Source organism: Streptomyces sp. Alt3 (assembly GCF_030719215.1).
Taxonomy (GTDB): Bacteria; Actinomycetota; Actinomycetes; order Streptomycetales; family Streptomycetaceae; genus Streptomyces; species Streptomyces glycanivorans.
The window spans coordinates 4,581,846-4,596,334 of sequence record NZ_CP120983.1 but is presented as its reverse complement, the minus strand read 5'-3'; the positions used below and the strand labels follow the sequence as shown (position 1 = coordinate 4,596,334).

Genomic DNA, 14,489 nt, shown 5'->3' with positions numbered 1-14,489 from the left:
CACGGGCGACGCCGTTCCCGGCCGGGCCTTCGTTCAGCCGAGCGCGGCGGCGAACATGCCCGCCTCGTACGAGCCGCCCCGCTGGTGCAGGATGACGGCGAGCCGGTTGGCCGCGTTGATCAGGGCGACCAGCGAGACCAGCGCGGCGATCTGGTCGTCGTCGTAGTGCTTGCGCACCAGGGCCCAGGTCTCGTCGGACACCCCCTGGTGTGCGTCTGCCAGCCGGGTGCCCTCCTCGGCGAGCGCCAGTGCTGCCTGTTCGGCCTCGGTGAACACGGTGGACTCACGCCAGGCGGCGACCAGGTGGAGCCGTACCGCGCTCTCGCCCGCGGCCGCCGCCTCCTTGACGTGCATGTCGATGCAGTGACCGCAGCCGTTGATCTGGCTTGCACGCAGCGACACCAGTTCCTGGGTGGAACTCGGCAGCGCCGACTGCTGTATCACCAGGCCCGCGCCCGCGAACCTCTTGGCGAAGCGGAGGCCGATCTCGTTCCCGAAGATGTCGAACCGTGCGTCCATGATGTCGTCCTCACTCGTGGTGTCGCTGTTGCACCGGACGAACACGAGATGCCGGCGGCCCGTCCTCCGTGACAGCACCGCCGTGTGACGTACGCCACCGCCGGCGGCTGTCACGGAACGCCGGGGTCCGGCGTCCTGTGCGCGGGAGTCCGTCGAGAGCGAAGAGTCGGGAGCAGCCGGTGAACAGCGAGCACAACCAGTCCGCGCACACGGAGAAAACCCCCGGGCGGCCCGCCGACGCGCCCGATCCGGCCACCGAGACGTTCGTCGCGCATCGCAACCTGCTCTTCACCGTCGCCTACGAGATGCTGGGCTCGGCCGCCGACGCGGAGGACGTCCTCCAGGAGACCTGGCTGCGGTGGGCCGGTGTCGATCTCGACGTCGTGCGGGACCGGCGCGCCTATCTGGTCAGGATCACCACCCGCCAGGCGCTGTCCCGGCTGCGCACGCTCGGGCGCCGCAAGGAGTCCTACGTCGGAACCTGGCTGCCCGAGCCGCTGCTCACCACTCCCGACGTGGCCGAGGACGTCGAGCTCGCGGAGAGCGTCTCTATGGCCATGATGCTGGTCATGGAGACGCTCGCCCCCAGCGAACGGGCGGTGTTCGTGCTGCGCGAGGTGTTCGGCCTCGACTACGAGGAGATCTCCGAAGCCGTCGGCAGGAGCCGGGACGCCGTCCGCCAGATCGCGCACCGGGCACGTGCCCACGTCGCGGCACGCCGACCGCGCGGGACCGTCTCCCAGGACGAGACCCGCCGGGCCCTCGAAGCGTTCCGCGGGGCGGTCGAAACGGGTGACGTCCAGGGCCTGCTCGACATCCTCGCCCCCGACGTCGTACTGCTGGGTGACGGCGGCGGGATCAGACAGGCCGTCCTGCGGCCCGTCGTGGGGGCCGACAAGGTTGCCCGGCTGCTGGTCGCAGGCCTGGGGAGGGTCTCCGCACCGGCGCTGCGGCCGGCCCACGTCAACGCGGCCCCGGCCCTGGTCGTCCACCTCGAGGACGAGCTCGACACCGTCATGGCGGTGCGCATCGATGACGGGCTCATCACCGGGCTCTACGCCGTGCGCAATCCCCACAAGCTGTCGCACATGCGGGAGGAGACCTCCCTGCGCCGCTGAAGCCGTGCCGAAGTGAAATCGCGGCTGCCGGGGCGCGCGAGGCCCACCCCGGCAGCCGCCGTCAGTGTTCCGCCGGGACCCACTGGGCCGTGTCCGCGCGGTAGTAGTACTCCGGCCGGGCCGTGAGACTGCTCGTCCGGAACGGCTCGCCCCCGTCGTCGATGCGCAGGGTTCCGCTCCTGCCGCCGCTGGTCCACTCCAGCTCCAGGTACCAGGTCACGTCGTGGCCCTCCACGTGCGCGTCGAGGTGGAACACCTCGACGTCGGTGGAGCTCACCCGGTACGGGAAGTCCTTCGCGGGGACGACCTTGCCGGCGTCCTCCCCGGGGACGGGCTTCGAACGCGGCCGGCTGTCGTCCAGGTCGATGTCGAAGCTCTGCGGCGTGACGCCTCCCCCGCAGCCGTTCCCCATCGAGTACGCGGACCGGGCGAGCGCCGCGTTGCGCCCCAGCACCCGGACGTGCAGTCCGTTGAGCACGACGGCCTCGCCCGACGTCCCCTGGAGGGTGAGTTCGAGCTTCATGTCACCGCCGTCCACGCCACCCAGGGCCCGCGCCCAGCCGCGTGTGTCCTGGGGCGCGGGCGGCGGCGGCACGTCGTCGGGCCCCTGGTCGAGCAGGTAGTACTGCCCGCAGGGCGACTCCCAGTTGTAGGAGCTGATCGTGGCGTGCACGGGTACTCCACCGCTCTGCGGACCGCGCGAGGACGGCGAGGGGCCCGTGGGAGCGCTGCTCCCGCCGGCCGACGGGGAAGCGGTGCCGCCGGGCGTCGCTGACGGCCCGGTGCTCGCGCGCTCCTTCGCGCTCTCCTTCGCGCTCGCACTCGCACGCCCGCCGGGAACGACCGGCGCATGACTGGGCGCCGCGTCGGTCCGCCCGCCGTCGGACGGTCCGTCGTCACCGAGGCCACGGATGGCGAGAGCCGCGGGGACGGTGAGGGCAACGACCGCCACCGCGGCGAGCAGGACACGCAGCTTCCGGGTGGCCCCGCGGCGGGGAGTGGGAACCGCGCCGGGGCGGTGCCCGTCGGGCGTCACGTCCTCGGACTCGGAGCCCGCTTCGGGCCGTGACTCCAAACCGGATTCCGCTTCGGGCCGTGACTCCGGACCGGATTCCGTTTCGGGCACCGGTTCCGCTTCCGCTTCGGCCTCGGACCGGGGCGCGGCGCGGCCGGGACCAGCGGGCTCGGGCCTGGCCGGACCGGAGGCGGGGGCGACGGGCCCGGGGTCCCCGGACGCCGGAACCGCAACCTCCCGCACCTGCGATCCGGCAGCGGGCCCGCCGGCTTCCGGCTTGCGCGTGCCCCGCCGTTTCGCCTCGTCGGCCAGGATCCACTTCCGGTGCAGTGCCACAAGTTCGTCCGAGGACGCCCGGCACACCCGCGCGAAGCGTTCGACCGGCGCGTAGTCATGGGGAACGGCGTCGCCGTTGCAGTAGCGGTGCACGGTCGAGGTGCTCATGTGCAGCTTCTGCGCGAGCGTCCCGTAGCTGAGTCCCGACCGCTCCTTCAACCCCCTGAGCAGCTCCGCGAAGTCCTGGATCTCTGTGCCCACCCCGACCGTTCCCCTTCCGTTCCTTCCCGGAAAGGCGTTCCAGGGAAGCGATGTCTGCGCAGGTCAGAGTAGGTACAGGCGTTCCAGCGTCCCACATGCCGCAGGAACCGTTGCGACGGAAATCCAGGCCTGGAAAGGATGTGGACACACCGCGGCGTTCCCCGCGACCCGTACATCCAACCCTCACCCGTCCCGGGAGCCGCCGTGCGTACTCGACCTGGAATCAGCCTGACCGACGCGGTCGCCACGGGAGTGCTGGTCATCTGCATCGCGGTTGTCGTCGCACTCCTGTAACGCCTCTGATCATGCGTCACCGACCAGTAGACCCGCCCGCACCGCAGGGCGCCAAACGGCGCCCCGGGCACTCATCACCTCGAACGGGGAGAACCGTCTCATGCGCAACCTTCGCTTCCGCCGCGCCGCCCGCACCTCCGTACTCGGCACCGCCGCGCTGATCACAGCCCTGTCCCTGACGGCCTGCCAGGAAGGCGGCCAGGCCGCCGCGGACGCCACCACCACCGCTCCCGACGCGTCGGACACCCAGCCCCCGGCGGACACCGAAGCGCCGGCCGCGCAGGACGGCGGAGCAGCCGGATCCGGCTCCGGAGAAGATTCCGCTTCGGACGCGGGCAAGGCTTCCGGTACCGGTTCCACGAAGGCCGACCCCGCCGCGGACACACAGCAGGACGACGCGAAGGACACCGGCCCTGTCACCCGCGCGTGCGACGGCGGCAACTCCAAGGTGACGCTCACCCCCGTGCCCCGGCCCCTCAACCACATGCTGCTCACCGTGACCAACACCGGCTCGACGGCCTGCAACGCCTACTACTACCCCTTCCTGAGGTTCGGTGAGGCTCAGTCCACCCCGCCCGTGGTCGAGGAGAGCAAGCCGCAGGCCGTGGTCACCATCCTGCCGGGAGAGTCCGCGTACGCCGGCGTCATGACGTCCTCCGCCGACGGAAGCGGCACGGGCGGCTACTCCACCAAGAAGGCGACCGTGCACTTCCAGGGCCGCGACGGAAGCGGCTCCAGCGGCCCGTCCGCGAGCGCGCCCCTCAGCAAGGCCGTGTACGTCGACAGCACCCTGACGGTCACCTACTGGCAGACCGAGATGGACTACGCCCTCATGCACTGACCCTCACCACACACAGGCCGCCACGACCGGCCGGCCTTCTGAACGGGCGTGACACCGCGGACGCGGTGTCACGCCCGTTCGTCGTGTCCGCGTTCCGCCCTGCGCGCAGATGGCCCGCGAGGCCCCCGACGGAGCGTTCACTCGCACTCCGTTGCAACGAACGCTCTGAGGTTGTTGCGTTACCTTCGAATCCATTGCAACAAATTCAGTCCCCTGGCCTGCAATAACAAGGATTGGACGCAACAAGCTTGTTGCCGCCTCTTGGAATGCAACGTAGCGTTTCCATCATCAGAAACACGAACACGAGGAGCGCACGATGCAGAACTTCGACACCCCCGCCGCCGTCCGGGCCGTGCTCGACATCCCCGCGGGGCGCATCCAGTTCATCGCCGCCGACCGCACCGACACCACGGTCGAGATCCGGCCCGCCAACCCCTCCAGGAGCCGCGACGTGAGGACGGCCGAGCAGACCGAGGTCACCTACGCCGACGGTGTCCTGCACATCAAGGCCCCGGAGGCGAAGAACCGGCTCATCGGCAACTCCGGATCCGTCGAGGTAACCGTCCAGCTGCCCGCCGGCTCCGGCGTCGAGGCCAAGTCCGGCGCCGCCGAGTTCCGGGGCGTCGGCCGGCTCGGCGACGTCGCCTTCGACGGGGGCCACCGCTCGGTCAAGCTCGACGAGGCCGCGAGCGCCCGCCTCACCGGCCTCGACGCCCACATCACCGTCGGCCGCCTGAACGGCCCCGGCGACATCAGCACCCAGCGGGGCGACCTGAAGATCACCGAAGCCGTACGCGGACAGCTCACGCTCAACACCCAGCAGGGCGACATCACCGTCGGCGCCGCCCGCGGTGTCTCCGCCTCCCTGGACGCCGGCACCAGCTACGGCCGGATCGACAACGCGCTCAGGAACGCCGACAGCACGCCCGGCCTGAGCATCAGGGCGACCACCTCCCAGGGCGACATCACCGCCCGCAGCCTCTGAACACCCACCCCTCCAAGGAGCACCGGCATGACGAACCTGGCCATCGCGGCGAACGGGCTGCGCAAGTCCTACGGCGACAAGAACGTCCTGGACGGCATCGACCTCGCCGTCCCGCAGGGCACGGTCTTCTCCCTGCTCGGCCCGAACGGCGCAGGCAAGACCACCGCCGTCAAGATCCTCTCCACCCTCATCCCGCCCGGCCCCGGTTCCGGTGAGATCCGGGTCGGCGGCTACGACCTCGCCACCGACCCGCAGGCCGCACGGGCGGCGATCGGTGTCACCGGGCAGTTCTCCGCCGTGGACGGGCTGATCACCGGCGAGGAGAACATGCTCCTCATGGCCGACCTGCACCACCTGCCCAAGGCCCAGGGACGACAGGTCGCCACCGAACTCCTGGAACGCTTCGACCTCACCGACGCCGCGAAGAAACCCGCCTCCGCCTACTCGGGCGGCATGAAACGCCGACTCGACATCGCCATGACCCTGGTCGGCGCCCCCCGCATCATCTTCCTCGACGAACCCACCACCGGCCTCGACCCCCGCAGCCGCCACAACATGTGGGGCATCATCCGCGAACTCGTCAGCACCGGCGTCACCGTCTTCCTCACCACCCAGTACCTCGAAGAAGCAGACCAACTCGCCGACCGCATCGCCGTCCTGCACAACGGCCGCATCGCCGCCGAAGGCACCGCCGACGAACTCAAACGCCTCATCCCCGGCGGCCACATCCGCCTCCGCTTCACCGACCCCACCACCTACCGGCACGCGGCCACCGCCCTGACCGACGCCGCCCCCGACGACGAGGCCCTCACCCTCCAACTCCCCAGCGACGGCAGCCAACGCGCCCTGCGCACCATCCTCGACCGCCTCGACACCGCCGGCATCGAGGCCGACGAACTCACCGTCCACACCCCCGACCTCGACGACGTCTTCTTCGCCCTCACCGGCTCCACCACCGTCCCCTCCCAGAGCAGCCAGACCAAGGAGACAGCCCGATGAGCAACCTCTCCCTCGCCGTGCGCGACGCCAACACGATGCTGCGCCGCAACCTCCTGCACGCCCGCCGCTACCCCTCCCTGACGCTGAACCTGCTGCTCACACCGGTCATGCTCCTGCTGCTCTTCGTCTACATCTTCGGCGACACCATGAGCGGAGGCGCCGGCCGCTCCGAGTACATCGCCTACATCGTTCCCGGCATCCTGCTGATGACGATCGGCTCGACCACCATCGGCACCGCCGTCTCCGTCTCCACCGACATGAACGAGGGCATCATCGCCCGCTTCCGCACCATGGCGATCCACCGGAGCTCCATCCTGTTCGGGCACGTCGTCGGCAGTGTCCTGCAGACGATCATCAGCGTGGTCCTGGTCGGTGCGATCGGCGTGGCCATGGGCTTCCGCTCCACCGACGCCACCGTCCTGGAATGGCTGGCGGCGTTCGGACTGCTCGCCCTCTTCGCCCTCGCCTTCACCTGGATCGCGGTAGGCATGGGCCTGGGCAGCCCCAACGCCGAGGCCGCCGGCAACAACGCCATGCCGCTCATCCTGCTGCCCCTCATCTCCAGCGCCTTCGTCCCGCTGGACTCCATGCCCGGCTGGTTCCAGCCGATCGCCGAGTACCAGCCCTTCACCCCCGCCATCGAGACCCTCCGCGGCCTGCTCCTCGGCACGGACATCGGCAACAACTGGTGGATCGCCCTCGCCTGGTGCCTCGGCCTCACCGCCCTCGGCTACCGCTGGTCGAAGGCACAGTTCAACAGCGAACCGAAGTAACCCGCATGACAACGCGGGCCACCCCCGCCACCCGTACCACCCGAGGGGCGGTGCACACCGACAACGCGTCGGAGTGCGCCGCCCCTTCGGGTTCCCGGGCGCGTACCGGCCCCCTCAGGACGGGGCGACCCGGCAGCCGACTGAGTACGACAGCTCATGTGCACCGACGCCGCGCCGAGTTCACTCGTACGCATGTCGGACGACACGCTCAGCCCCCGCGCCCCGCACGCCTGGGTCGCGCCCCTGCTCTCCACGCTCGTCACGCTGCCCGCAGCGGGCTTCGCCCTGCTGTACGGCGGCCTGTCCCCCATGGCATGCGACTCCTGCAACGGCGCGGAGGCCGACCGCTTCACCGACTCGTTCGACGCGGCATGGGCCGTGCTCTGCACCGGCCTCGTGCTGTCCCTGATCGTCCTCGTGGCGAGCTGGGCCGTGCCCTGGCAGCGGAGTCAGGACGCGAAGCGGGTACTCCTCTCGACCGGAGCACCCGTCGTCGTCGGTGTGGCCTCGATCGCGTTCACGGCCCTGGTCGACTGGCCCTGACCGGCCCTGACCGGCCTGTCCAGAACATCTGGCGCGTCGGGCCCCTCCAAGAAGGCACGCACCCGCCGCCCGGTGGCGCGGGCCGCCCGGGACCCGGACGGCCCCGGCCGTCAGAGGAACCGTGAGCTCGCCACCGGGCCCGGGGAGCGCAGCTGTGCCCGGTCACCCTGGAGCCAGGTACCGGAGACGGCGGAGACGAAGTCCGTGAGCTTCTCGGCGGGGTCGGCAGGCGTCCCCCCGTCCCCCGCGTCCGGCGCCGGATCGGCGCCCACGATCTCTGCGGCGATCGCCTTCTCCGGCCGCCCGTCCACCTCGCCGCGCTCCACCTCACCGTCGGCCCCCTGCCGGAGGCCCGCCTCCCACGGCGCCACAGCCGACTGGTGGAGCAGCGTGACACTGTCCGCGGTGACGGCGGGCGGATCGGTCCAGCAGGAGGCGTGCTCGTGCAGGACCTGTCCCCGCGCCCGCTCGAAGAGCTGGCCGATCACCTCGGGGCCCCCGTCGGCGCGTGCGGTCCCGTTCAGGTCGTAGGCGATCACGACGGTGTCCTCCCGACCGGCTTCGAAGGGTTCCGCCGGAAGACCGAGCACCTCGGCTGCCGCCAGCCCCAGGATCCTGCTCCCCCGGTCCGGCAGCAGCGACACCGAACGAGGCCGTGCCCCCGCTGCGGCAAGCACCGCCTTCAGCCGCAACAGCCCTTCCAGGCAACGGCCGTGGTCGTCCTGGAGGTAGGCGTACCGGCCGGTCATCCCCGCGTCGAAGCCGAACGGCGACAGCGTGCCGAGCACCGTGCCGCCCATGACGTACTGCCAGCCGCGGAGGTCGGAGTGGTCCAGGGGGCTCACCGGCCCCGCGGCCGAGGCACGGCCCAGCACACGGTTCTGCCGGTCCCGCGCACCCAGCCAGGTGTCCTCGGCGGGGTCGGGAAGGCGCGCGTGCTGACGGCGGGCCAGCTCCAGGTCGCCCGCGAGGACGGCGTTGAAGACCAGGAGATAGCGGTCGGGCCAGTCGGCGAGTCCGTCCTCGTGTGCGAGCAGCGCCTCCACCGCGTCGCGGTGCCGGCCCTCGTCCTCGTACGCCGAGACCAGTTCACGCAACACGCCGGACGAGCCCGGCGCCAGGCTCAGTGCCTCCCGCAGCGCGGGTATCGCCAGGTAGGGGACACCGCGCTCCACACACGCGAAGCCGTATTCGTACAGCGGGCGGACCTGGTCGGGCTTGGCGGCCAGTGCTGTCGCGGCCTTTCGCAGGTCGTCGAACCCCGCTGCCCCGGCCGCCCGCCCGACCACGTCCGCCACCTCTCCCAGCGGCGCCGACGGAACCTGCCTCAGCTCACGCAACGCACCAGGGACGTCACCTCCGTCGAGGCACTCCCGGGCCGCGGCCAGTTCGGGGGACGTGGGACGGCGATTCCTGCGAGAGAACATGCGGGCGATCCTCCCCGCAACCGGTTCCACCCTCAACCGAATTGATCACCCCTCGACGTCTGTCCCCCGAGCGAGCTACGCGCAGGTGTCCACCGTGAGGTGACGATCGCGGAGCGCCTGATCCGTAGCGTTCGAGGCGCCGCGGCACCCCGGCCGCGGATCCGTCGAAGGAGCGCCCATGAGATTCATATGGCAACTGCTGGCCGCCGTGCTGGTCGCCATGATCGGCGGCCAGGCCGTCGGCGCCGCCCAGGACAGTCCGTGGCTCCAACTCGTCCTGGGGCTCCTGACAGCCGTGGCCGCCGTACTCGTCTACGGATGGGTGGTACGCAGGACGGAACACCGCCCGTCCACCGAAGTGGCCCGCGAGGGTGCCGGGCCCGCGTTCGGCCGGGGGCTGCTGATCGGCGTCGCGATGTTCGGCGCCGTCATCACGAACATCTACTTCAACGCGCACTACGAGATAAACGGCCTGGGCTCCCCGAGCGGCGCGGTCGGGCTGATCGGCTTCATGGCGGCCGCCGCCGTGACCGAGGAAGTGATGTTCCGTGGCGTGCTGTTCCGGATCATCGAGGAGCGCACCGGCACCTGGATCGCGCTGACGCTGACCGGCGTACTGTTCGGCGCCTCGCACCTGCTGAACCCCGACGCCAGCCTGTGGGGCGCGATCGCCATCGCGGTCGAGGCCGGCGGAATGCTCGCCGCCGCCTACGCCGCGACCCGCAACCTGTGGGTGCCGATCGGCCTGCACTTCGGCTGGAACTTCGCGGCGGCCGGCATCTTCAGCACCGAGGTCTCCGGCAACGACACCCCGCAGGGACTGCTGGACACGGTCACATCGGGCCCGGCCTGGGTCACCGGCGGCGACTTCGGCCCGGAGGGAAGCGTGTACTCGGTGCTGTTCGGAGTCCTGATCACCGCCGCGTTCCTGCGGCTGGCACACCGGCGCGGCAACCTGGTGCCCCGCCGCCGCACGGGCAAGGCCACCGCCACCACTACACTCCCCCGATGACCGGACTCCCGCGGATCCCGGAACGATGGCGCAGGCCGGACGCCGCACTCTGGTACACCCCGCTGGCACTGCTGCTCCTCGTCGCCTCGTTCATGCCGGGGTTCCGCAGCAACGGTACGGAGCTGGGCGGCCTGCCGGACCGCCCCTTCGACGCCCTGGCCGTCGCGGCGATCGCCCTCCAGTGCCTCCCGCTCGCCGGGCGCCGGCGGTGGCCGGTCAGCTGCTTCACCGTGATCTCGCTCGGCTTCGCCCTCGACCAGCTCCGCGGCTACCACACGCTCGCGGGCACCGCGCTGCCCATCGCGCTGATCAGCGTGGCCTCGCTCGTGGAACACCGCCGGCGGGCGGTCGCGATCACCTTCTCCGCCGCGTACGTCCCGCTGGCGGTGGCGCTCCACCGGCTCGGCCCGGGCGAGCCGCCGAGCGAGTTCGTGACGTTCTACCTGGCCGTGGCACTCGCCTGGGGCGTCGGGGTGTGGCTTCGCAACAACCGGGCCGTGGAGGCCGAGCGTCGCCGCCGCGTCGCCGAGGACACCCGCACCGCCGAACGGGCGCGCATCGCCCGCGAGCTCCACGACGTCGTGACCCACCACGTGACGGCGATGGTCGTCCAGGCCGAGGCGGCACGCTATCTGACCGCCGCACCCGACCGCCTCGACCAGAGCCTGACCGCCGTCACGGACACCGGCCGACGGGCCATCACGGACCTGCGCCACCTGCTCGACCTGCTCAACCCCGACCACGGCACCCCCGCCGCCCCGCCGCCCGTCGGGGGGCTCCTCACGCTCGTCGAACAGACACGGCGGGCGGGGCAGCCGGTGGAGTTCACGGAGGAAGGCGCACCCGCCGCATCGGCAGGCAGCGCCGACCTGGTCGCCTACCGGGTCGTGCAGGAAACCCTGACCAACGCCCTCAAGTACGCTCATGGCAGCGCCACATCGGTCCGGGTGCGCCACTGCGAGCAGGAGATCACCGTGGAGGTCAGCACGGACGGATCCAGTTCGAAGGCCTCGCCCACCGGCGGGAGCGGCCGAGGGCTGACCGGTCTCCGCGAGCGCGTCGACGTGCTGGGCGGCGACTTCAGCGCGGGCCGGCAACCGGACGGCGGCTTCGTCGTCCGGGTCCGCATACCCGCCGGGAGCCCCACGTGACCGACCCGATCCGTGTCCTGATCTGCGACGACCAGGTGCTGATCCGCACCGGGCTGGCGACGATCATCGACGCACAGCCCGACCTCGAGGTCGCCGGCGAGTGCGGGGACGGCCGGACCGGGGTCGACCTCGCCGCGAAAGTGCGCCCGGACGTCGTGGTCATGGACATCCGCATGCCGGTGCTCGACGGCATCGCGGCCACCCGACTGCTGGCCGGCGCCGGAGTGCCCCACCCCGTCAAGGTGCTCGTGGTGACGACGTTCAACCTGGACGAGTACGTCTACGAAGCGCTGCGCGCCGGCGCAAGCGGATTCCTCCTCAAGGACGCCCCGCCGGACCGGCTGCTCCACGGCATCCGGACCGTGGCCGCCGGCGCGGCACTCCTGGACCCCGACGTCACACGGCAGCTGGTGGGCCGGTACGCCGCCCGGATCCGGCCCACCGAGGACAAGAGCACCGACATCCCGCTGACCCCGCGCGAACTGGAGGTCCTGCGCCTCATCGCGGACGGCCTCTCCAACAACGAGATCGCCGCTTCCCTCGTGATCAGCCGGGAGACGGTCAAAACCTTCGTCTCACGCATCCTCACCAAACTCGGACTACGCGACCGGGTCCAGGCAGTCGTCTACGCCTACCGCCAGGGCCTGGTGTCCTGACCCCGTCAGGGCTTCGTGAACGCGCACCACACGAGCTTCCCCGGGTCCCGCTCTCCCACGCCCCACCGATCGGCGAGCGCGTCGACGAGCAGCAGCCCACGCCCCGACTCACCGTCGGGCCGCCGCACCTCAGGCACCCCGCCCCCGCTGTCGTGCACCTCCACGGACAGCACGCATCCCTCCGCCTCCAGCCGCAGCCGGACCAGATACCCGCGCCCCGGCGGCACCCCGTGCAGCAGCGCGTTGGTCGCCAGTTCACTCACGCACACCAGCACGTCGTCGAGCCGCGCCCCGAACCCCCAGTCGGTCACGGCCTCGCGCGTGAACTCGCGTACCGCAGCGACCGAGCGGCGTTCACGCCGGCAGAAGCGCTCACGGAGCAGCGAGAGTTGCATCGTCTCGTTCATGGGACGAGCGTCACTCTCCGTGCCTATCGTTCAGCAGTAGGTGAGCACGTACAGATCTCTTGTACGGGTCGCCGACGTGTGAAGTACGCACCAGGGCGGGGAGGCCGCACCGTATGCACCCCAGGAATCGGCAGCGCAGGAACGCGTCCGCCATGAAGCTCGTCGGCAAGCTGGTCGGCCTGTTCCGCGTCACGGCGGACCTGACCCAGGCCCAGCTCGCGGACCGGGCAGCCGTACAGGTGGAGACGATCGCCTCCATCGAACAGGGCCGCCGCGCACTGCTCCCCGACCTGGCCCGGCGCCTGGACGCGCTGCTGGACACGAAGGGGGCGCTGGAGACGGCGGTGGACAACATGCCGGAGGTGGACCTGATCCCGGCTTGGGCGGAGCAGTACATGGATCTGGAGCGGGAGGCGCTGGCGCTGTCCTGGTTCGAGAACCAGGTACTGCCGGGGCTGCTCCAGACGGAGAGCTACGCGCGTGCGGTGTTCCGTACCGACGTTCCGGCCCTCAATGACGAGGAAGTCGACAGACGGGCCTCAGCGAGAATGGGACGTCTGGAAATCCTGCACCAGCAAGAGCCGCCTACCGCAAGCTTCGTCATCTCAGAGGCGATCTTGCGGGATCGCCTCGGCGGGAACGACGTGTACGCGGACACCCTCCGGCACGTACGTGATTGCACTGAGATCCCAGGAGTCACCATCCAGATCATGCCGCTGGGCCGATGCACGCACGCGGGCCTCTCAGGTCCTTTCATCCTTCTGGAGACCCCTGAACACCAGCGCCTCGCCTACACCGAGACCCAGCGCGGCAGCCAGTTGATCTCGGCCCCAGATGACGTGAGCATCCTGGAACGCAAATATGCGATGCTGCGAACACAGGCCCTCAACACCGAAGAATCTCGGGGCTTGCTGGAACGGCTTCTAGGAGAGCGATGAGCACCGCATTTGAGTGGTTCAAGTCGAGCTACAGCAGTGAACAGGGCGGGGCCTGCCTCGAAGTCGCCACGCACCCCACCGCCGTCCACGTCCGCGACTCCAAGAACCCCGAGGGCCCCACCTTCACCGTCGCTCCCACCGCCTGGTCGGCCTTCGCCGCGTTCGCGGCCCGGAGCTGACCGGACGAACAGCAGGCGTTCAGGGCGCTTTGAGCAGATCGCGAAGCTCGGCGACGTAAGTACGCACGTCCCGTTCGGCAGGCAGTTCGGCGGGGACCTCCGGCGCCCCCTCATCCGGCTGCCGACAGGTGCGGCAGAGGCCATCAGGAAGGGCCTCGGCGCGACCGGGCACACCGCACTTGGTGCACTCCATCATCACCCGCCGGACCGGCGTGCCCGGTGCGGGCGGCACCGGGGTGACGGACACCTGGGGCGGGATCTTGTCCGTGAGGCGGCGGCGGACGAGGCCGACCGGTGAGTCGACCCGGGCGGGAAGCCCGGCGACGAGGGCCCGGACGAGGTAGTCGGCGTCCACTCCACGCGTGAACCACTCGGCGGCCAACGGCTCCAGGACCGCACAGTCAGCGGCAGAGAGCGCCAGCCGGGCATCGGAGCGGCCGAGTTGCGCCAGGGCAGCGTACGCGGGGGAGTCGCCCTCCAGCACGGGCCGATCCGGTTCCGGCGTCCGCTGCTGCGGTACGGCGGCGGCCGCAGGGGAAACGACCACCACAGGCTCGGGAACGGCTGCCCGCCGAACCTCGGCAGCCATCAGCGCACCCCACCACTCGTTGTCGCGGGCCGTGCGGGACCAGAACGTGCGGAAGACCCAGCGCACTTGGCCGCCCTCACCGGTCACCAGGCAGCGCACACGGCGCAGATACCCGGCGACGGACAGGGCTTTGAGGGCCGAACCGACCGCCTGCTGACCGTAGAGCGGCAACTGCTTCGCCAGCCCTTTGACGTCCATCGCCGCGCCCTCGGGAAGCTGGTCGATGAACCCGGCGATGTTCCGCTCCCGCAGCGGCAGCAACATGAAGTCATCGGCGCGGCGCGGCTGTTGGTCCGGCGCGGATCGCTTGCCGTAGCCGGGACTGGCCATCGGGTACGGGCGCGGGGAGGCGGGGGCACGCAGGGCGGAGCTAATCTTCTGGATAGCCACGGGATCGCTCTTCTCGATCTTGCGGTGAGACCCCGGCCGGTGTTGCTAGCACCGTGTCGGGGTCGTTCGTTTCCGGCACCGTAAGCAGTCGCCACACTCCGCTGCAAGTCGGTCAC

At 70.7% G+C, this 14,489-nt stretch carries 16 protein-coding genes; 11 read left to right on the top strand and 5 right to left on the bottom strand.

The features are described from left to right. Nucleotides 1-33: 33 nt before the first annotated feature. Nucleotides 34-519 carry a carboxymuconolactone decarboxylase family protein gene (locus tag P8A20_RS20275; protein ID WP_147958921.1) on the bottom strand — a complete coding sequence of 162 codons (486 nt, stop codon included), beginning with the start codon at nucleotides 517-519 and terminating at the stop codon, nucleotides 34-36. A gap of 179 nt (nucleotides 520-698) precedes the next feature. On the opposite strand from P8A20_RS20275, the gene P8A20_RS20270 reads away from it, so the two are divergent. After that, nucleotides 699-1,637: an RNA polymerase sigma-70 factor gene (locus P8A20_RS20270; RefSeq protein ID WP_306103982.1), complete on the top strand. Its 939-nt coding sequence runs from the start codon at nucleotides 699-701 to the stop codon at nucleotides 1,635-1,637. A gap of 61 nt (nucleotides 1,638-1,698) precedes the next feature. Here the strand turns inward: P8A20_RS20270 and P8A20_RS20265 are convergent, their stop codons facing one another. After that, complete coding sequence (locus P8A20_RS20265) at nucleotides 1,699-3,189, bottom strand: helix-turn-helix domain-containing protein (RefSeq protein ID WP_306103981.1); 1,491 nt, start codon at nucleotides 3,187-3,189, stop codon at nucleotides 1,699-1,701. Nucleotides 3,190-3,583: 394 nt separating this feature from the next. On the opposite strand from P8A20_RS20265, the gene P8A20_RS20260 reads away from it, so the two are divergent. The 5 genes from P8A20_RS20260 to P8A20_RS20240 all read left to right on the top strand — a co-directional run bounded on the left by P8A20_RS20260 (nucleotide 3,584) and on the right by P8A20_RS20240 (nucleotide 7,624). Beyond that, nucleotides 3,584-4,324, top strand: coding sequence for a DUF4232 domain-containing protein (locus tag P8A20_RS20260; RefSeq protein WP_306103980.1), 741 nt, complete (start codon nucleotides 3,584-3,586; stop codon nucleotides 4,322-4,324). 316 nt (nucleotides 4,325-4,640) lie between these two features. Continuing rightward, on the top strand, nucleotides 4,641-5,309 hold the full coding sequence (locus tag P8A20_RS20255; RefSeq protein WP_147961452.1) for a DUF4097 family beta strand repeat-containing protein: 669 nt from the start codon (nucleotides 4,641-4,643) through the stop codon (nucleotides 5,307-5,309). 27 nt (nucleotides 5,310-5,336) lie between these two features. Continuing rightward, a complete protein-coding gene (locus P8A20_RS20250) occupies nucleotides 5,337-6,308 on the top strand; it encodes an ATP-binding cassette domain-containing protein (RefSeq protein ID WP_306103979.1) in 972 nt (323 codons plus the stop codon). Then, nucleotides 6,305-7,081 (top strand): ABC transporter permease, encoded by a 777-nt coding sequence (locus P8A20_RS20245; RefSeq protein WP_306103978.1) that lies wholly within the window; start codon nucleotides 6,305-6,307, stop codon nucleotides 7,079-7,081. Before P8A20_RS20250 ends, P8A20_RS20245 begins: the two co-directional genes overlap by 4 nt. Nucleotides 7,082-7,273: 192 nt before the next feature. Continuing rightward, complete coding sequence (locus tag P8A20_RS20240; RefSeq protein ID WP_147958920.1) at nucleotides 7,274-7,624, top strand: hypothetical protein; 351 nt, start codon at nucleotides 7,274-7,276, stop codon at nucleotides 7,622-7,624. A gap of 110 nt (nucleotides 7,625-7,734) precedes the next feature. Here P8A20_RS20240 and P8A20_RS20235 read toward each other — a convergent pair whose 3' ends face one another. After that, entirely contained in the window at nucleotides 7,735-9,051 is a 1,317-nt protein-coding gene (locus P8A20_RS20235) for a tetratricopeptide repeat protein (protein ID WP_147958919.1), read from the bottom strand. A gap of 178 nt (nucleotides 9,052-9,229) precedes the next feature. On the opposite strand from P8A20_RS20235, the gene P8A20_RS20230 reads away from it, so the two are divergent. Genes P8A20_RS20230 through P8A20_RS20220 form a run of 3 tightly spaced genes read left to right on the top strand, consistent with a single transcriptional unit; the run spans nucleotide 9,230 to nucleotide 11,870 of the window. After that, nucleotides 9,230-10,063, top strand: coding sequence for a CPBP family intramembrane glutamic endopeptidase (locus P8A20_RS20230; RefSeq protein ID WP_147958918.1), 834 nt, complete (start codon nucleotides 9,230-9,232; stop codon nucleotides 10,061-10,063). Continuing rightward, nucleotides 10,060-11,214, top strand: a complete 1,155-nt coding sequence (locus P8A20_RS20225) for a sensor histidine kinase (RefSeq protein ID WP_147958917.1) — start codon at nucleotides 10,060-10,062, stop codon at nucleotides 11,212-11,214. Before P8A20_RS20230 ends, P8A20_RS20225 begins: the two co-directional genes overlap by 4 nt. Further along, nucleotides 11,211-11,870 (top strand): response regulator, encoded by a 660-nt coding sequence (locus P8A20_RS20220; protein WP_306103977.1) that lies wholly within the window; start codon nucleotides 11,211-11,213, stop codon nucleotides 11,868-11,870. The genes P8A20_RS20225 and P8A20_RS20220 overlap by 4 nt, the downstream gene beginning before the upstream one ends. Nucleotides 11,871-11,875: 5 nt before the next feature. On the opposite strand, the gene P8A20_RS20215 is transcribed toward P8A20_RS20220, so the two are convergent. Beyond that, complete coding sequence (locus P8A20_RS20215) at nucleotides 11,876-12,277, bottom strand: ATP-binding protein (protein ID WP_147958915.1); 402 nt, start codon at nucleotides 12,275-12,277, stop codon at nucleotides 11,876-11,878. A 152-nt stretch (nucleotides 12,278-12,429) separates the two neighbouring features. Between P8A20_RS20215 and P8A20_RS20210 the strand changes: the two genes are divergently transcribed. Together P8A20_RS20210 and P8A20_RS20205 are read left to right on the top strand one after the other, a co-directional pair. Further along, nucleotides 12,430-13,215, top strand: coding sequence for a helix-turn-helix domain-containing protein (locus tag P8A20_RS20210; protein WP_306103976.1), 786 nt, complete (start codon nucleotides 12,430-12,432; stop codon nucleotides 13,213-13,215). Beyond that, nucleotides 13,212-13,394, top strand: a complete 183-nt coding sequence (locus P8A20_RS20205; RefSeq protein WP_147958914.1) for a DUF397 domain-containing protein — start codon at nucleotides 13,212-13,214, stop codon at nucleotides 13,392-13,394. The genes P8A20_RS20210 and P8A20_RS20205 overlap by 4 nt, the downstream gene beginning before the upstream one ends. Before the next feature lie 19 nt (nucleotides 13,395-13,413). Here the strand turns inward: P8A20_RS20205 and P8A20_RS20200 are convergent, their stop codons facing one another. After that, nucleotides 13,414-14,373, bottom strand: coding sequence for a MarR family transcriptional regulator (locus P8A20_RS20200; protein WP_306103975.1), 960 nt, complete (start codon nucleotides 14,371-14,373; stop codon nucleotides 13,414-13,416). Nucleotides 14,374-14,489: the final 116 nt, after the last annotated feature.

Bases quoted from the DNA above. Each gene is read 5' to 3' on its own strand.
- P8A20_RS20275 (WP_147958921.1), bottom strand. From the start codon at position 519: ATGGACGCACGGTTCGACATCTTCGGGAACGAGATCGGCCTCCGCTTC.
- P8A20_RS20260 (WP_306103980.1), top strand. From the start codon at position 3,584: ATGCGCAACCTTCGCTTCCGCCGCGCCGCCCGCACCTCCGTACTCGGC.
- P8A20_RS20255 (WP_147961452.1), top strand. From the start codon at position 4,641: ATGCAGAACTTCGACACCCCCGCCGCCGTCCGGGCCGTGCTCGACATC.
- P8A20_RS20250 (WP_306103979.1), top strand. From the start codon at position 5,337: ATGACGAACCTGGCCATCGCGGCGAACGGGCTGCGCAAGTCCTACGGC.
- P8A20_RS20245 (WP_306103978.1), top strand. From the start codon at position 6,305: ATGAGCAACCTCTCCCTCGCCGTGCGCGACGCCAACACGATGCTGCGC.
- P8A20_RS20240 (WP_147958920.1), top strand. From the start codon at position 7,274: ATGTCGGACGACACGCTCAGCCCCCGCGCCCCGCACGCCTGGGTCGCG.
- P8A20_RS20235 (WP_147958919.1), bottom strand. From the start codon at position 9,051: ATGTTCTCTCGCAGGAATCGCCGTCCCACGTCCCCCGAACTGGCCGCG.
- P8A20_RS20230 (WP_147958918.1), top strand. From the start codon at position 9,230: ATGAGATTCATATGGCAACTGCTGGCCGCCGTGCTGGTCGCCATGATC.
- P8A20_RS20225 (WP_147958917.1), top strand. From the start codon at position 10,060: ATGACCGGACTCCCGCGGATCCCGGAACGATGGCGCAGGCCGGACGCC.
- P8A20_RS20215 (WP_147958915.1), bottom strand. From the start codon at position 12,277: ATGAACGAGACGATGCAACTCTCGCTGCTCCGTGAGCGCTTCTGCCGG.
- P8A20_RS20210 (WP_306103976.1), top strand. From the start codon at position 12,430: ATGAAGCTCGTCGGCAAGCTGGTCGGCCTGTTCCGCGTCACGGCGGAC.
- P8A20_RS20205 (WP_147958914.1), top strand. From the start codon at position 13,212: ATGAGCACCGCATTTGAGTGGTTCAAGTCGAGCTACAGCAGTGAACAG.